Genomic DNA, 15,390 nt, shown 5'->3' on the forward strand with positions numbered 1-15,390 from the left:
CCATCGCCGCTCACGCGGCGACGGGCCCCTCCCTCTCCCACAAGGGGAGAGGGGTTTTATGCTTTACTGACAAGCCAGACACTCGTCGTAATCGGTGCTTTCGGCGCTGAGTTCATATTTCGGCGCTTCGGCGGTGTTGTCAGCCTCGACCCCGCCCGCGAAGCCGGCGCGCTGCACCGATTTCGAGCGGAGATAGTAGAGCGATTTGATGCCGAGTTCCCACGCGCGGTAGTGGAGCATCAGCAGGTCCCATTTCTCGACGTCGGCGGGGATGAACAGGTTCAGCGACGCGGCCTGATCGATATAGGGCGTGCGGTCGGCGGCGAGTTCGAGCAGCCAGCGCTGGTCGATCTCGAAGCTGGTCTTGTAGCAGTCCTTCTCGTCCTGCGTCAGGAAGTCGAGGTGCTGGACGCTGCCGCCCTTTTCGAGGATCGAGTTCCACACTGCGTCGCTGTTCTTCGCCTTGTCGACGAGGAGCGCCTCGAGGTGCGGGTTGCGGATCGAGAAGCTGCCCGAGAGCGTCTTGTGCGTGTAGATGTTCGCGGGGATCGGCTCGATGCACGCGCTGGTGCCGCCGCAGATGATGCTGATCGACGCGGTCGGCGCGATCGCCATCTTGCAGCTGAAGCGCTCCATCACGCCCTGATCGGCGGCGTCGGGGCAGGGGCCGCGTTCCTTGGCGAGCAGCATCGACGCCTGATCGACCTGCGCGCGGATATGCTTGAAGATGCGCAGGTTCGACGACTTCGCCATCGCGCCCTCGAACGGCAGGCCGCGCGCCTGCAGGAAGCTGTGGAAGCCCATGACGCCGAGGCCGACCGAGCGTTCGCGGCTGGCGCTATATTTGGCACGCGCCATTTCGGGCGGGGCGCGGTCGATATAGTCCTGGAGGACATTGTCGAGCATGCGCATGACATCCTCGATGAACAGCTTGTCGCCGTTCCATTCGTCCCAGGTTTCGAGGTTCAAGGACGAGAGGCAGCAGACCGCGGTGCGATCGTTGCCGAGATGGTCGCGCCCTGTGGGTAGCGTGATTTCGGAGCAGAGGTTCGAGGTCGAGACCTTGAGCCCAAGGTCGCGATGATGCTTCGGCATCATGCGGTTCACCTGGTCGATGAAGATGATGTAGGGCTCGCCCGTCGCGAGGCGCGTTTCGACGAGCTTCTGGAACAGCGAGCGCGCGTCGACGGTGCCGCGGACGCTCTGGTCCTTGGGGCTGCGGAGGTCGAATTCCTTGCCGTCGCGCACCGCTTCCATGAACTCGTCGGTGATGAGGACGCCGTGGTGGAGGTTCAGCGCCTTGCGGTTGAAGTCGCCCGAGGGTTTGCGGACCTCGAGAAACTCCTCGATCTCGGGGTGCGAGATGTCGAGATAGCAGGCGGCCGAACCGCGGCGGAGCGAGCCCTGGCTGATCGCGAGGGTGAGGCTGTCCATCACGCGGACGAAGGGGATGATGCCGCTGGTCTTGCCGTTGAGGCCGACGGGTTCGCCGATGCCGCGCACCGCGCCCCAATAGGTGCCGATGCCGCCGCCGCGGCTGGCGAGCCAGACATTCTCGTTCCAGGTGCCGACGATGCCCTCGAGGCTGTCGTCGACCGAATTGAGGTAGCAGCTGATCGGCAGGCCGCGGCCGGTGCCGCCGTTCGAGAGAACGGGGGTGGCGGGCATGAACCACAGCTTCGAGATATAGTCGTAGAGGCGCTGCGCATGATCCTGGTCGTCGGCATAGGCCGAGGCGACGCGCGCAAAGAGGTCCTGATAGGATTCGCCGGGGAGGAGGTAGCGGTCCTCGAGCGTCTCCTTGCCGAAGTCGGTGAGCAGCGAATCGCGGCTGCGGTCGACGGCGACGTCGAATCGGCGCGCGTGCACCGCGGGCTCGCCCGAATCGTTAAGCTTCGCAGGCGTTTCCGCCTTGCCCTCCGCCTTCGATTCGGTGGCCGCCGGGGCGTCCGTCTTCGTCAGTTCCATCGTTGCCACGTCGTTCGTCTCCACCCGCTCTGTTTCGCGAAAATCCATCTAGATCGCCCCCATTTCCCGACGCGCGCGCAGCGCGTTTGTTCCCGTCCTGTTCGACTCGGGGCGAAGCCCCAGTCTTAGCATCTCCAGCGACCGTCGGGGCACTTATTTTCGGGCGCAGAAGGGGTTTTCCCGTGTCCATATGGGATGGACGACGGAAATCCGCCACTTCCGGCCAAATACTATTTGTTGGGGTGCCCCCGTGGTCTACCCACCATCCATAGTGCCACGTCGGCGCGTCGATGCAAGACGCTAAATGACAGCTTCGCGACTCAACTCGTCGATATTTTGATTCGCTTCGTCGACGGGATCGCACACTTCACAGCGCGATCGCCCGCGTTTCCGCGGGGTTTGGCGCGCTGTGGCAAAAGAGGCACGGCGGCCCGAAAAAATTCGGGGGGTGACCGCAACGTCTGGTGGGCATTCGGCGGGCATAGAAAAAGGGCCCCGGAAACATCCGGGACCCTTTTGATCTCTATCCTGGCTTACGCGTCGCCGCCGCCGTTACCGGTGCCGCCGCCGCCCAGGAACTTCCAGAACCAACCCATGTCAGATCTCCTGTTGGCACTGCCCACGAAGAACAGTTAACGCAGCATATACCTTAATCGATATGGTAAAGCGAGTCTTAACCTTAACAATTACGGCCATTTTGGCGGCTAGGCGGTGCGGCTTTGCGGGGTGGCGGCGAGGCTGTTGACCAGCTCGGAAAATAGTTGCGGCTTTCCAAGCAGATATCCCTGGCCGATATCGCAGCCCAATTGTTCGAGCAGGGCCAAAGTCGGTGCATCTTCAATGCCTTCGGCCACCGCGACGGCGCCCAGGCGATGCGCAAGTTCGATCGTCGATTTGACGACCTCGAGGTTGCGCTGCGAATCGCGCATCGTCATCACGAATCGCTTGTCGATCTTGATCTCGTCGGCTTCGATTTCGGTCAGATATTCGAGGTTCGACTGGCCGGTGCCATAATCGTCGATCGACAGGCGGATGCCGGAACGGCGGAACTGGGCGAGCGTCTGGCGCGCCTCGCGGCTGTTTTCGATCTGCGCGGTTTCGGTGACCTCGATCGTGAGCAGTTCGGGCGGCAGATGATGCGCGGTGAGCATGACGCGGATCGTGCCGACAAGGTCGCGATGGTCGAGCAAGGTCGCCGACAGGTTCACCGACATATGCGCCGATATGCCCCGCTCGCGCAGCTGCGCCGCCGAGCGGATCGCCTGATCCATCACGAACAGGGTGAGGCGATAGATGTCCTGGCTCTTTTCGGCCTGGACGATGAACTCGTCGGGCGGGATCGGCCCGCGCGTCGGGTGCGTCCAGCGCACCAGCGCCTCGATCCCGACGAGCCGCTTCGACGCAATCTCATATTGCGGCTGGAAGGCGACCCAGATGTCGCCGCCGGTGAGCGCATCCTCGAGCTGCGAGTGGAACGACAGCTGCCAGCCGGCATCCTCCTTTTCGCGCGGCGTATATTTGGTCCACAGCGAGCGCGTGCGAATCGACTGTTCGGCGGCGACGAGCGCGGCGGCGAGGCGCTGCGCGTTCGACCCCTCGAACTCGTCGTTGACCCCGAAAGCTATCGCGACGTCGACGCGGAGCTCGCCGATCGTCAGCGGCGCGTTGAACAACGCGGCGAGCCCCGCGAGCTGCCCCTCGATCTGGCTGTGCTGATAATAAGGGACGAGCCACGCGAAGGTGCCGTCGAGGTCGTGGTGCAGCACGGTGCCCTGCGAGGCGAGTTGCAGGCGGCGGGTGACCTGTTCGACGAGCTGGCCGATGCCGTCGCCGGGGATGAAGGCGGCGAGATCCTCGAAATTGACGACCTTCGCGGCGACGACGGTCGCGCTGCCGAAAGGCGTTTGCGAGCGCAGCGCCTCGAAATTGGGAAGCCCCGACACGGGGTTTTCGCGCTGTGCCGAGTCGCGGCGACGGGTGCGCGACACATTGGCGCTGAGCGTTGCGATCAGGAAGCAGGCGGCGCCGATCTGGGTCGACACGAGCGAAAGGCTGAGCGCCACCTTGGCGGCGATCAGGGCGAGCGTCATCGCGAAGGCGATGCGAACGAACCAGCGGCCGTGGCGAAAAGCCAGCGACGCCATCATCGCCACGAACGTCAGCGCAAGCCCGGGCAGGAAGCCGAGATCGATGGGAGTGCCACGCTTCAACGCTTCACCGGCGATCAGGTGAATATAGGCGCCCGCCATGGTGTCATGGCCGGGCAGGAAATGCTGGTCGAACGCCGCCGAATTTGTCGGCGCGAAAATGACGTCTTTACCGCGAAGTTCCTTGGCGCCCACGCGGCCCGTGAGCAGGTCGACCGCACTATATTCCTTTATGGTCGAAGTGTCGTAGGAATAATCGAGCTGAAACACCGACGGCTTGTCGAGCGGACGGTTGGCAAGCAGCGCGGCGAAGCTGGGCAGGACGCGGCCGTCGACCGACACCGCAAGCGGCACCCGCCAGACTTGCCAAAATTCATACTCCCAACAGATACAGGCGCGTTTTGCCCGATCCCCCATCGAGGCGGGAGGCCAATAGTCGACCTTGACCTCGGTGCCTTGTATTTTGGCCGCGGGAACCGCGAGGATGATCCGGTCCCCCATCTGATGCACGGCCGCGGCGACCTTTAGCAGATCGGGGTCGGTCAGCCGACGCCGATAGGAAAAGTCAACGAATAGGCGCTTTGCGCCGGCAGCGTTGATAGCGCGGATGATTTTTGCGTGATTGGCAACGGTGAGCTCCTGATTCTGGAGCGATTGCAGCGTCTTGTCATCGACGCCGACGACGACGGTTTCGCCCGATACCGGGCGCCACGCGACGCGGCCGATCGACGCCTCGATGACGCGGTCGACGGGCTCGCCGACCGACGACAGGCCGACGACGACGCTGAGCAGCAGCGACAGGCCGATCGTGCGCCAGCTGATAATCAGACTCTTTACCGGAATGGGCACGCACGTCTCCAGCAATTGCCGGAACGTCCTAGCCGCCGATGGTTAGCATCGCGTTAATTATGAATCTTTCCGCGCCCTCCGGCAGGTCGCCGGAGGGCGCGGAAATCCTGATGTTTCAGGCGATCGCGGGAACGGGCGCGAGCGCTGCGTCGCCGGCGAGCGCGGACGCCGCGAGGCCGGTCGCCGCGGGCACGATCTGCTGGAGGTAGAAGCGCGTCGAGACGAGCTTCGCCTGGAGGAAGGCGGCGTCGCCTTTGCCCGATGCCAGCGCGGCCTCTGCCACCTTGTGCTGCGTCGCCATCAGCCAGCCGCAGGTCGCGGTCGACAACATGGTGAGATAGGGATAGCTGCCCGCGAGCCGGTCGGCGATGCTCGCGGTTTCGAGCCAGCCGGTAACGTGGCGGCACGCCTCGGCGAGCTGCGCCAATTCGGGGAAATCGGCGGCGCCGCGCGCGATATCGTCGATCAGCGAGCGTATCCCGTCGCCGCCCGCCATGCCGAGCTTGCGCCCGACGAGGTCGGCGGCCTGGATGCCGTTGGTGCCCTCGTAGATCGGGGCGATGCGCGCATCGCGATAATGCTGCGCGGCGCCGGTTTCCTCGATGAAGCCCATGCCCCCGTGGACCTGCACGCCGATGCTCGCGACCTCGCAGCCGATGTCGGTCGCGTGCGCCTTGGCGAGCGGGATGAGCACCTCGGCGCGCAGCGCGGCGGCTTCGTCGCCGAGCTTGCCGAAATCGGTCTGCGCCGAGGCGTAATAGATGAGCGCGCGGGCGGCTTCGGTCTGCGCGCGCATCCGCCAGAGCATCCGCTTGACGTCGGGGTGGTGTTCGATCGTCACCGGGGTGCGGTCGGCGCTGCCCGCGAGCGACGACTGGACGCGCTCGGCGGCATAGCGCTGCGCCTGTTGCAGCGCGCGCTCGGCGATCTGGACGCCCTGGCAGCCGACCATCAGCCGCGCGTTGTTCATCATCACGAACATCGCGCGCATGCCGCCCATCTCGTCGCCGACGATCTCGCCGAGGCAATCCTCGCCGTCGCCATAGACCATCACCGCGGTCGGTGAGCCGTGAATGCCGAGCTTGTGCTCGATCGAGGCGCAGTGGACGCCGTTCGAAATCGTCGGATTGCCGTTCGCGTCGAGGCGATATTTGGGGACGAGGAAGAGCGAGATGCCGCGCGTCCCCTCGGGCGCGCCGGGGGTGCGCGCGAGGACGAGGTGGACGATATTGTCGGTGAGGTCGTGCTCGCCGAAGGTGATGAAGATCTTTTGGCCCTTGATCCGGTACAGGCCCGCGTCCGGTCCTTCGGTGACCTTTTCGGCGGTCGAGCGGAGCGCGCCGACGTCGCTGCCCGCGGCGGGCTCGGTGAGGTTCATCGTGCCGTTCCATTCGCCGGTGACGAGCTTGGGCAGCCAGGTCTGGCGCTGCTCCTCGGTGCCATAGGCCATCAGCGCGTGGATCGCGCCGGGGGTCAGGATGCTGCAGAGCGTGAAGCCCATATTGGCGGTGCCGAGCGCCTCGATCACGACGGTCGCAAGCGTGAAGGGCAGATCCTGCCCGCCATATTCGCTGGGGCCGTCGAGGCTGCCCCAGCCGGCCTCGACGAACTGTTTATAGGCTTCCTTGAAGCCCGGGGGCATGGTGACCTTGCCGTCCTGCCATTTCGGGTTGTTCGTGTCGCCGACGCGGTTGAGCGGCGCGTAAACCTCGGCCGCGAAGTCGCCGATGCCGGTGACGATCGCCTCGACCATGTCGGGGGTCGCGGCGGCATATTTGTCATGGGCGGCCATCGCGTCGATGCGCGCGATATGGTCGAGGACGAACATCTGTTCGGTGACGGGCGGCGTATAAGTCATGCGGTGCCGACTTTCCTGATGAATATCGTTGCGCGGGCGCTATAGCGCGGCATGGCCGACGATCAAACGCCCATGACCACCCTTATCTGTCCCTTCGGCCCGGAGGCAATCGCGCGCGCCGGGGGGCTGATCGGGGAGGGGCTGCCCGTCGCGGTGCCGACCGAGACCGTCTATGGCCTTGCCGCCGACGCGCGCAACGCAGAGGCGGTCGCGCGCATCTATGCCGCGAAGGGACGGCCCGATTTCAACCCGCTGATCGTCCATGTCCCGAGCCTTGCGGTCGCCGCGACGCTGGGGGTGTTCGGCGATGCGGAGCGCAAGCTGGCCGAGGCCTTCTGGCCGGGGCCGCTGACGCTCGTCGTGCCGCGCACGCACGACTGCCCGGTCGCGCGTATCGCGACGGCGGGGCTCGACACGATCGCGATCCGCGTGCCCGCGCACCGCGCGATGCGCGCGCTTCTCGAGGCGACGGGGGCGCCGCTCGCGGCGCCGAGCGCCAATGCGAGCGGGGGTGTCAGCCCCACGAAAGCCGCGCATGTCCTGACGAGCCTTGGCGGGCGGATTGCGCTGGTGATCGATGACGGGCCGACGAGCGCGGGCGTCGAGTCGACGATCGCGCGGGTGAAGGACGGCGCGATCGAGATCCTGCGGCCGGGGCCGGTGACGGCGGCAATGCTCGGCGCGGCGAGCGGCGTGCCGGTGACGGGCGCGACGGGTTCGAAGATCGTCGCGCCGGGGATGCTCGCGAGTCACTATGCGCCGGGGAAGCCGGTGCGGCTGGGCGCGGCGGACTTTGCGGACGAAGAGTTCGGGATCGGGTTCGGCGATCTTTCGGGCGATTATAATCTGAGCGCGGCGGGCGATTTGACCGAGGCAGCCGCGCGATTGTTCGATGCGCTTCATGCGGGGGCGGCGAGCGCGAAGACGCGGATCGCGGTCGCGGCGATTCCGGGCGAGGGGCTGGGCGCGGCGATCAACGACCGGCTGGCGCGCGCCGCGGTTTAAGCCCCCCTCCCGCTTGCGGGAGGGCCTGTTTCGGCAACGCCCGACATCGACATGCCCTCCCCCGACCGCTCCCATAAATGGGAGGGGAGATCAGGCGGCAGCCGGCTCGACGGGATCGCCGTGCGGGGTCTTGCGCGCGACGATCAGGCAGGCGGCGACGATCAGCAGTGCGCCGGCGATCGTCGGCAGGGTGACCGGCTCGTTGTAGAAGATCCAGCCGAACAGCATCGCCCAGAGGAAGCCCGTATATTCGGTCGTCGCCAGAATCTGCGCCTCGGCGCGCGCATAGCCCCAGCTCAGGAGCAGCAGCGAGACGGTCGCGAGGATCGCGGCGCCGGTGATCGCGGGGGCGTGGTCGATGCCGGGGACGACCGCGAACCACGGCGCGCCGAAGGCGAGGAAGAGCGTCACGAAGAAATTCTGGAAGAAGGCGATCTCCATCGGCTCGGCCATCTTCGCCTGCCGCCGCGCGAGGATGAGATTATAGGCGTAGAAGATCGCCGAGAGGAACACCGCGCCGACCGCGAGCAGCGCTTCTTCGCTATAGGAGCCTTGCCCCAGCTTGCCCGCGACGATGATGACGACGCCGACGAGCCCCAGCATCGACGCGGCGATCGAACGCGGGCCGATCGTCTCGCCCAAAAAGATCGCGGCCATGTAGAGCGTCATCAGCGGCGCGACGAAGGCGAGCGCGATCGCCTCCGCCATCGGCAGACGGGCGAGCGCCCAGAAGAAGGTGATCGCCATCCCCGCGACGAACAGCGCGCGCCACGCGTGGATGCGCATCGTCGTCCGGTCGGGGAGCGCAGGACGCATCGCGAGATAGGCAAGGCCGCTGAGCAGGGTGCCGGTGCCGGTGCGCCAAAGCACCGCGTTGTAGGCGCCGATATCGATCGACAGCCGCTTCATCAGCACGTCCATCGCCGAAAAGGTCGCGATGCCCGCGCAGGCGACGAGGAAGGGCAGGACGGGGGAGGCCGAATCGGGACGCATGGTGGGGCTTTAGCGAGGCCTTTTATCCTGCGCGAGGCATGTCATCATTTTCGACCGACGGCCGATCGCGACTTAATAGACGATCATGTCGGAAGGGTTGTCCGAGGGCCGGATATGGCCGCACTCAAATGGACCTTCCATCGAATGCAGGATCAACCGCTGGCCATCGTCGAAAATGAGGGAGAGCTGCAACGGCGCAACGTCAAGAGACTCGATGGTTCTGGCGATCAGGCGGTGCAACAGGAGCGGCGGACCCTTATGAGCCGTGCAATCATAGCGACTGGAATGCTCAGCCCCCGCCACATGATCGAATTCGTACTCGATCTGAATTCCGCCACCGTTCAAGAAATGCAACTGCACCGAATGGGGGTCGAGGCAAACCTGCCCCAGCTCTTTTCCGATCAGGAAATTGAGGTCGGCGGCTGGCGGGAAGCGGTGCATTATTCGCCAATCCCGTCGGTCCGCCGGATGAAGTCGCCGACGTCGCGGTGCATCTCGGCGAGCAGCGGGACATTGACGTAGATCATGTGGCCGGCGGGGTAATATTGATAGGCGATGTTCGCCTGCAGCTCCTTCGGGACGGGCAGGTGCTGCAGTTCGAACCGGCCCGCATAATAGGGCGTCGACACGTCGAAATAGCCGCCGGTCACGAGCAGCTTCATCTTCGGATTCTGCTTCATCGCGACGGCGAGGTCGGGAAGGACGTTGGGCAGCGCGATCAGCGCGCGGCCGGCGCCGGGCGGCTGGTGCCTGTAGTCCCAGCTTTCATAGACATCGAGCGCGCCCTCATAATGCTGGCCCGCGCCATAGCCGAGCGTGCCGCGCGCATAGTCGTTGAAGGCCGCGGTATAGGCCGCGCCGATCGCCGCGCCCTGCGGGTCGTTCGAGGCGACCTTCGAGAGCGGGTCGAGCGTGATGCCGGTGAAGCGGGTGTCGAGCGTGCCGGTGGTCAGCCCCTTGTCGGCGAGCAGTTCCTTTTGCAGCGCGCCATATTCGATGCGGAGATTGGTCCTGAGCAGATAAGCGACCGGCAGGCCGGTGTAGGCGTGGAGCCGCGCCGCGATTGCCTCGCGCTCTGCGTCGGGGAGGCTGTTCCCCTTCATCAGCGCGAGAGCATAGTCGCTCGTCGCGAACGTCTCGACCTCGCGAAGGAAGGGCTCGAGCTCGCGTCCCGCGCCCGCGCGCTTGTGATACCAGGCGGTCGCGGCATAGGTCGGGAGCGCGACGACATAAGGCAGATCGACGCCCGGGTTCGCCTGCGGATCGTCGGGCAGGAGATCCCAGTTCAATATGTCGGAGAGCAGGATCACGCCGTTGAGGTCGATGTCCTGTCGTTGCAGCGCGAGCGTCATCCCGGCGGCGCGCATCGTGCCGTAGCTTTCGCCGAAGATATATTTGGGCGATTTCCAGCGGCCATATTTCGACAGGAAGTCGCGGACGAAGACGGTGAAGGCGTGGATGTCCTGGTCGACGCCATACCACGCCTTTTCCTTATCCTTGCCCGCGACGCGGCTGAAGCCGGTGCCGGGCGCGTCGACGAAGACGAGGTCGGAGGCGTCGAGCAGGCTGTAGGCGTTGGGAATTGTGCGATAGGGCGCGGAGCCGTGGACCAGATCGGGCGTTTCGACGCGCATCGGCCCGAAGGCGCCCATGTGCAGCCATAAGGTCGGTGACCCGGGGCCGCCGTTGAAGAGGAAGGTGATCGGGCGGTTCTCGGCGGGCGCGCCGTCCTTGAAATAGGCGGTGTAGAACATCGAGGCTTCGGATGCGGGGACGTCGCCGCCGGCATCCTTGTCGCGCTTGCGTTCGTTTGGGAGGGTGTCGGTCCAGCCCTTCGGATGGACGATGAGCGTTCCCGCGATCGCCTGATACGCAATCGCGGAGCCGCCCACCGTGACCGAGCCTGACGAGCGGGCTTCGGCCGGCGTGAAATAAGGCTGGTCGGCGGGTGCGGTTTCGGACGCGGGGCGCGGTTCCTTCGACTGCGCGGCGGCGCAGCCGGCGAGCGCGAGGGCGAGAGTGGCGGCTGTGACGAACTTCATTTGATCGATCTCATCTGCATTGGTCCGTCATTGTGAGCGGAGCGAAGCAATCCAGGGTGGCTTGCCCCCTCTGGATTGCCACGCGGCTTCGCCGCTCGCAATGACGAGCGTTACCGGAACGAGGCCTGTCCGGCGCCGTCGATGTTGAGCTTTTGCCCCGAGCAATAGGGGTTCGCCTCGCTCACGAACCAGACGACGGCGGCGGCGACATCGTCGGGGGTGGGGACGCGGCCGAAGGGGAATTTGGTGTCGAGGTGATGGATGTCGTCGTTGCCGGTGATCGCGCGCGCGAGGCGTTCGCCCATGTCGCTGACCGTCAGCGACGGTGCGACGATGTTGACGCGCACGCCGTTCTTCACCTCCTCCTTCGCGAGCGTGAGCGCGAGCGCTTCGCCCGCCGCCTTCGCCATATTGTAGGGCGCGCCATTCGGGGCGTGGTGGAGCGTCGCGATGCTCGAGATGATGACGATGTCGCTGCGGTCGTGCTGGCGGAGTTGCGGCAGCGCGAGGCGCGACAGCCGGTGTGCGCCGACGGCGTGGATCGCGAGCAATTTCTCGACCTCGGCGGCATCGGTATCGGCGACGCTCCGGCCGCGGCTGGCGATACCCGCATTGTTGACGAGGATCGACAGCGGACCGAAGTCGGCTTCGATCGCCGCGACCATCGCGGCGCTGGCCTCCTCTTCGGCGACCGAGGCCTGATAGGCCTTCGCCTTGCGGCCGAGCGCCTGAATCTCCGCGACGGTTTCGGCGGCGGCGTCGCCGTCGCGGGTGTAGTTGACCGCGATATCCGCCCCCGCCTTCGCGAGCGCCAGCGCGATGCCGCGCCCGATCCCGCGCGAGGCACCGGTGACGAGCGCGGTGCGGCCCGCGAGGTTCATGTCGGTCATCGCTCTCTCCCTATCGCATCAGTTCTGCATAGATTTCGTCGTCGCTGCGGCTCGCGGCGTTGCGCCATCGGGGTGCGGCCTTGCGGTTGCGCACGCGGCCTTCGGCATCGAGGATCGCGACGGTCGGCGTTCCCCTGATCCGGAAGCCGAACCGCCTCGGCACATCGGGGTTGCGGCCGAGGCCGCGGACGTGCGGCATGCCGATGTCGGCATAGACGATCGCGTAGCGGTCGCGGACGCGAGCGAAACGGTCGGTCGCGAGCAGGTTCGCGAGCCAGGCGCTGTCGTGGCATTCGTTGGCGCCCATGACGAGCAAAACAGGCTTGCCGGAGAGCCTGGCGTTCGCCAGTTCGGCGTCGATCTGTGCGATCGGGTCGGCGGCGCGATTGAAGGCCTCCGTCTTATAGGGATCGATGACGCCGGGGATCGTCCGCGTTTCGGCCGCCGATACCGCCCCGAGGGGGAGCATCGCGGCTGCGAAGGCGAAAGCGATGTTGCGCATCATGGCGCGACGATAGGTTTCGGATGACGTTTCCGTCAACGTAAGATAGCCTCCCTTCCATGAGCTGGGAAAAAGAAGTGGGCGAGCTCGGACAGCGCCGGGCGATGGCCGAGAAGATGGGTGGGGAAGAAAAGGTCGCGCGGCAGCATAGTCGCGGCAAGATGGACGCGCGGGCGCGGCTCGCGGGTATCGTCGATCCGGGCAGCTTTCGCGAGATCGGCAAGATCGCAGGGCGCGGCCGCTATGGCGCAGACGGCGAGCTGGAAGATCTGGCGGCGTCGAATTTCATCTTCGGCCGCGCGAATATCGACGGCCGGCCGGTCGTTGCCAGCGCCGACGATTTTACCGTGCGCGGCGGCGCGGCCGATGCGGCGCTGCACCGCAAGTTCGTGCAATGCGAGGCGATGGCGCACGAATATCGCCTGCCGCTGATCCGCATGATCGACGGCACCGGCGGCGGCGGGTCGGTCAAGACGCTGGAGGAGATGGGATATACCTATATCCCTCATGTTCCCGGCTGGGACCAGATCATCGCGAACCTCGACACGGTGCCGGTGGTCGCGCTCGCGCTGGGGCCGACCGCGGGGCTGGGCGCAGCGCGCGTCGTCGCGAGCCATTACAGCGTGATGGTGCGCGGGCTGTCGCAGCTCTTCGCGGCGGGGCCGGCGGTCGCGGCGGCGATCGGCGACACGCTCGACCGCGAGGAACTGGGCGGGAGCGATGTGCATACGCGCAACGGCGTCGTGGACGACGAGGTGGCGAGCGAGGCCGATGCCTTTGCGGCGGCGCGGCAGTTCCTGTCCTATCTGCCGTCGTCGATCCATGATCGGGCGCAGCGCACGCCGTGCAGCGATCCGGTCGACCGGCGCGAGGAGAGCCTGCTGTCGGTCGTGCCGCGCGAGGCAAAGCAGGTCTATTCGATGCGGCGCATCGCGAATGCGGTGTTCGATACGGGCAGTTTCTTCGAGATGGGCGCGCGTTGGGGGCGGGCCGCCATCACGGCGTTCGCGCGGCTCGACGGCTATCCGGTTGCGGTGCTGGCCAGCGACCCGTCGTACCTCGGCGGATCGTGGGACGCGAAGACGAGCGAGAAAGCCGAGCGCTTCGTCAAGCTCGCCGACCAGTTCCGGCTGCCGATCGTCCATCTGGTCGACAATCCTGGCTTCATGATCGGCGGCGAGGCCGAGCGGACGGGGACGATCCGCTATGGCGTGCAGGCGATGAACGCGATCTACCGTGCGACCGTGCCGCTGGCGTCGGTCGTCGTGCGGCGCGCCTATGGCATTGCGGGCAGCGCGATGTCGAACGCCGAGCGGTTCCAGTATCGTTTCGCGTGGCCGTCGGGCGACTGGGGCAGCCTGCCGATCGAGGGCGGGGTCGAGGTCGCGTACAAGAGCGAGCTCGAGGCGGCCGAGGATCCGGCGGCGCATCTGGAGGCGATCCGCGAGCGGCTCAATCGCGTGCGCTCGCCGTTCCGGACGGCGGAAAAATTCGGGGTCGAGGACATCATCGACCCGCGCGATACGCGGCCGCTGCTTTGCGAATTTGCGGATTTGGCGTGGCGAGTGGTGAGGTAGCCTCTCCTTGTCGTCATCCCGGACCCTTCGACAGGCTCAGGACAGGCTTGATCCGGGATCTATTTGCGCGATGGTGTCTGGATCCCGGATCAAGTCCGGGAAGACGAGGGGAGGGGGATGGGACTGAGCATGACCGGCGGACGCCATTACGGGATGGACTGGCTCCGCATTGGTGCCTTCGCGCTGCTCATCCTCTACCATATCGGCATGTATTTCGTGCCGTGGCATTGGCATGTGAAGATCGATCCGACGATCGACTGGGTTGCGATCCCGATGCTGGCGACGAATGGCTGGCGGCTGGCGTTGCTGTTTCTCGTGTCGGGCTATGCCAGCGCATCGCTTTCGGGCAAGCTTGGCGGGGCGGGGGCATTCGCCCGGTCGCGGAGCGCGCGGCTGCTGATCCCGCTCGCCTTCGGCATCGTTGTCGTCATTCCGCCGCAGCCGTGGATCGAGCTGGCCGGCCAGCATGGCTATCCGCACGGCTTTCTCCATTTCTGGCTGCACGATTATTTCCGGTTCGGCGCGCTCGACGGGATCATCCTGCCGACCTGGCAGCATCTGTGGTTCGTCGTCTATCTGTGGGCCTATACGATGCTTGCCGCGGCACTGCTGGCGCTCGTCCCGGGCGAGACGCGCGCGAGGGTCGCCGATGCCGGCGCGCGGCTGCTGCGCGGCTGGGGTTTGCTGATCGTCCCGATGCTGTGGTGGCTCGCGGTCTATGGCGCCTTTCCTCACCATGACGAGACCCACGCTTTGCTCGACGACGGGCCGTCGCATCTCCATTATCTGATGGCGTTCGGGGTCGGCTGGCTGCTGCGCGTCCGCCCGGTGCTGTTCGACAGCGTAGCCCGCTGCTGGCCGGTCGCGGCGGTGCTGGCGGTGCTTGCCTTCGTTCCGATCGCATGGGTCGAATGGACCTGGCCGGGCGATACGATCGCGCCAGACTGGGTTTTCCTGCCCTATCATGCCGCGCGGCAGGTGCAGGGCTGGGCGACGATCGTCGCGCTGGTCGGGATTGCCGACCGTTTCTGGAACCGCGATCATCCGAAGCGCGCGATGCTCGCCGAGGCGGTGTTCCCCTTTTACATCATCCACCAGACGATCATCGTCGTCGCGGGCTGGTACCTGCTGCACGCCGGGGTCGCGGCGCTGCCGTCTTTCCTGATCCTGCTGGCGGCAACGGTGACCGGATGCTGGCTTTTCTATGCGATCGGGCGCAGCATCGGCTGGCTGCGGCCGCTGATCGGATTGCAGCGGAGACAAGAAGGCAGATAGGGGAGGGACTGATGGGCGCACTCAAGGGTATCATGGCGATCGTCGGGATCGCGGCGATTTTGGTTGGCGGGCTGTGGATATTGCAGGGGCTGGACATCGTGCGCTGGCCGGCGAGCAGCTTCATGCTCGGCGATCCGACCTGGACGCGCAATGGGGCGGTGCTGGCGGTGGTCGGCGCCGTGCTCGTCTGGTTCGCGCGGCGCCGTCCGTAGTCGACTACAAACGTAGTTGATCTGTATTGTAACTCTGATACACCTCGCGCCGAACCGGGAGTGGATTGGAGA

12 protein-coding genes are annotated in these 15,390 nt (G+C 65.8%); 4 read left to right on the plus strand and 8 right to left on the minus strand.

From position 1 onward, the window contains the following. Positions 1 to 63 precede the first annotated feature (63 nt). From QOL68_RS09855 to QOL68_RS09865, 3 genes are all read right to left on the minus strand, one after another. Positions 64 to 2,016 carry a ribonucleoside-diphosphate reductase subunit alpha gene (locus QOL68_RS09855; RefSeq protein WP_282948521.1) on the minus strand — a complete coding sequence of 651 codons (1,953 nt, stop codon included), beginning with the start codon at positions 2,014 to 2,016 and terminating at the stop codon, positions 64 to 66. Positions 2,017 to 2,672: 656 nt separating this feature from the next. Continuing rightward, positions 2,673 to 4,964 carry an EAL domain-containing protein gene (locus QOL68_RS09860; RefSeq protein WP_282948519.1) on the minus strand — a complete coding sequence of 764 codons (2,292 nt, stop codon included), beginning with the start codon at positions 4,962 to 4,964 and terminating at the stop codon, positions 2,673 to 2,675. Positions 4,965 to 5,079: 115 nt separating this feature from the next. Then, positions 5,080 to 6,822 (minus strand): acyl-CoA dehydrogenase family protein, encoded by a 1,743-nt coding sequence (locus QOL68_RS09865; protein ID WP_282948517.1) that lies wholly within the window; start codon positions 6,820 to 6,822, stop codon positions 5,080 to 5,082. A 72-nt stretch (positions 6,823 to 6,894) separates the two neighbouring features. On the opposite strand from QOL68_RS09865, the gene QOL68_RS09870 reads away from it, so the two are divergent. Further along, positions 6,895 to 7,827, plus strand: a complete 933-nt coding sequence (locus tag QOL68_RS09870; RefSeq protein WP_282948515.1) for an L-threonylcarbamoyladenylate synthase — start codon at positions 6,895 to 6,897, stop codon at positions 7,825 to 7,827. A 90-nt stretch (positions 7,828 to 7,917) separates the two neighbouring features. Here the strand turns inward: QOL68_RS09870 and QOL68_RS09875 are convergent, their stop codons facing one another. From QOL68_RS09875 to QOL68_RS09895, 5 genes are all read right to left on the minus strand, one after another. After that, positions 7,918 to 8,820, minus strand: coding sequence for a DMT family transporter (locus QOL68_RS09875; protein ID WP_282948513.1), 903 nt, complete (start codon positions 8,818 to 8,820; stop codon positions 7,918 to 7,920). A gap of 72 nt (positions 8,821 to 8,892) precedes the next feature. Then, a complete protein-coding gene (locus tag QOL68_RS09880; RefSeq protein WP_282948510.1) occupies positions 8,893 to 9,261 on the minus strand; it encodes a hypothetical protein in 369 nt (122 codons plus the stop codon). Then, complete coding sequence (locus QOL68_RS09885) at positions 9,261 to 10,862, minus strand: S10 family peptidase (protein ID WP_282948508.1); 1,602 nt, start codon at positions 10,860 to 10,862, stop codon at positions 9,261 to 9,263. Before QOL68_RS09885 ends, QOL68_RS09880 begins: the two co-directional genes overlap by 1 nt. A gap of 110 nt (positions 10,863 to 10,972) precedes the next feature. Further along, positions 10,973 to 11,752, minus strand: coding sequence for an SDR family NAD(P)-dependent oxidoreductase (locus QOL68_RS09890; RefSeq protein WP_282948506.1), 780 nt, complete (start codon positions 11,750 to 11,752; stop codon positions 10,973 to 10,975). 10 nt (positions 11,753 to 11,762) lie between these two features. Then, a complete protein-coding gene (locus QOL68_RS09895; RefSeq protein ID WP_282948504.1) occupies positions 11,763 to 12,257 on the minus strand; it encodes a thioredoxin family protein in 495 nt (164 codons plus the stop codon). Positions 12,258 to 12,313: 56 nt separating this feature from the next. On the opposite strand from QOL68_RS09895, the gene QOL68_RS09900 reads away from it, so the two are divergent. The 3 genes from QOL68_RS09900 to QOL68_RS09910 all read left to right on the plus strand — a co-directional run bounded on the left by QOL68_RS09900 (position 12,314) and on the right by QOL68_RS09910 (position 15,318). Further along, a complete protein-coding gene (locus tag QOL68_RS09900) occupies positions 12,314 to 13,831 on the plus strand; it encodes an acyl-CoA carboxylase subunit beta (RefSeq protein ID WP_282948502.1) in 1,518 nt (505 codons plus the stop codon). 117 nt (positions 13,832 to 13,948) lie between these two features. Next, the gene (locus QOL68_RS09905) at positions 13,949 to 15,106 is read left to right on the plus strand and encodes an acyltransferase family protein (protein ID WP_282948500.1); all 1,158 of its coding nucleotides are present in this window, start codon (positions 13,949 to 13,951) and stop codon (positions 15,104 to 15,106) included. 11 nt (positions 15,107 to 15,117) lie between these two features. Then, complete coding sequence (locus QOL68_RS09910) at positions 15,118 to 15,318, plus strand: hypothetical protein (protein WP_204991714.1); 201 nt, start codon at positions 15,118 to 15,120, stop codon at positions 15,316 to 15,318. Positions 15,319 to 15,390: the final 72 nt, after the last annotated feature.

The sequence above is a fragment of the Sphingopyxis sp. Geo25 genome, assembly GCF_949769135.1.
Lineage (GTDB): Bacteria > Pseudomonadota > Alphaproteobacteria > Sphingomonadales > Sphingomonadaceae > Sphingopyxis.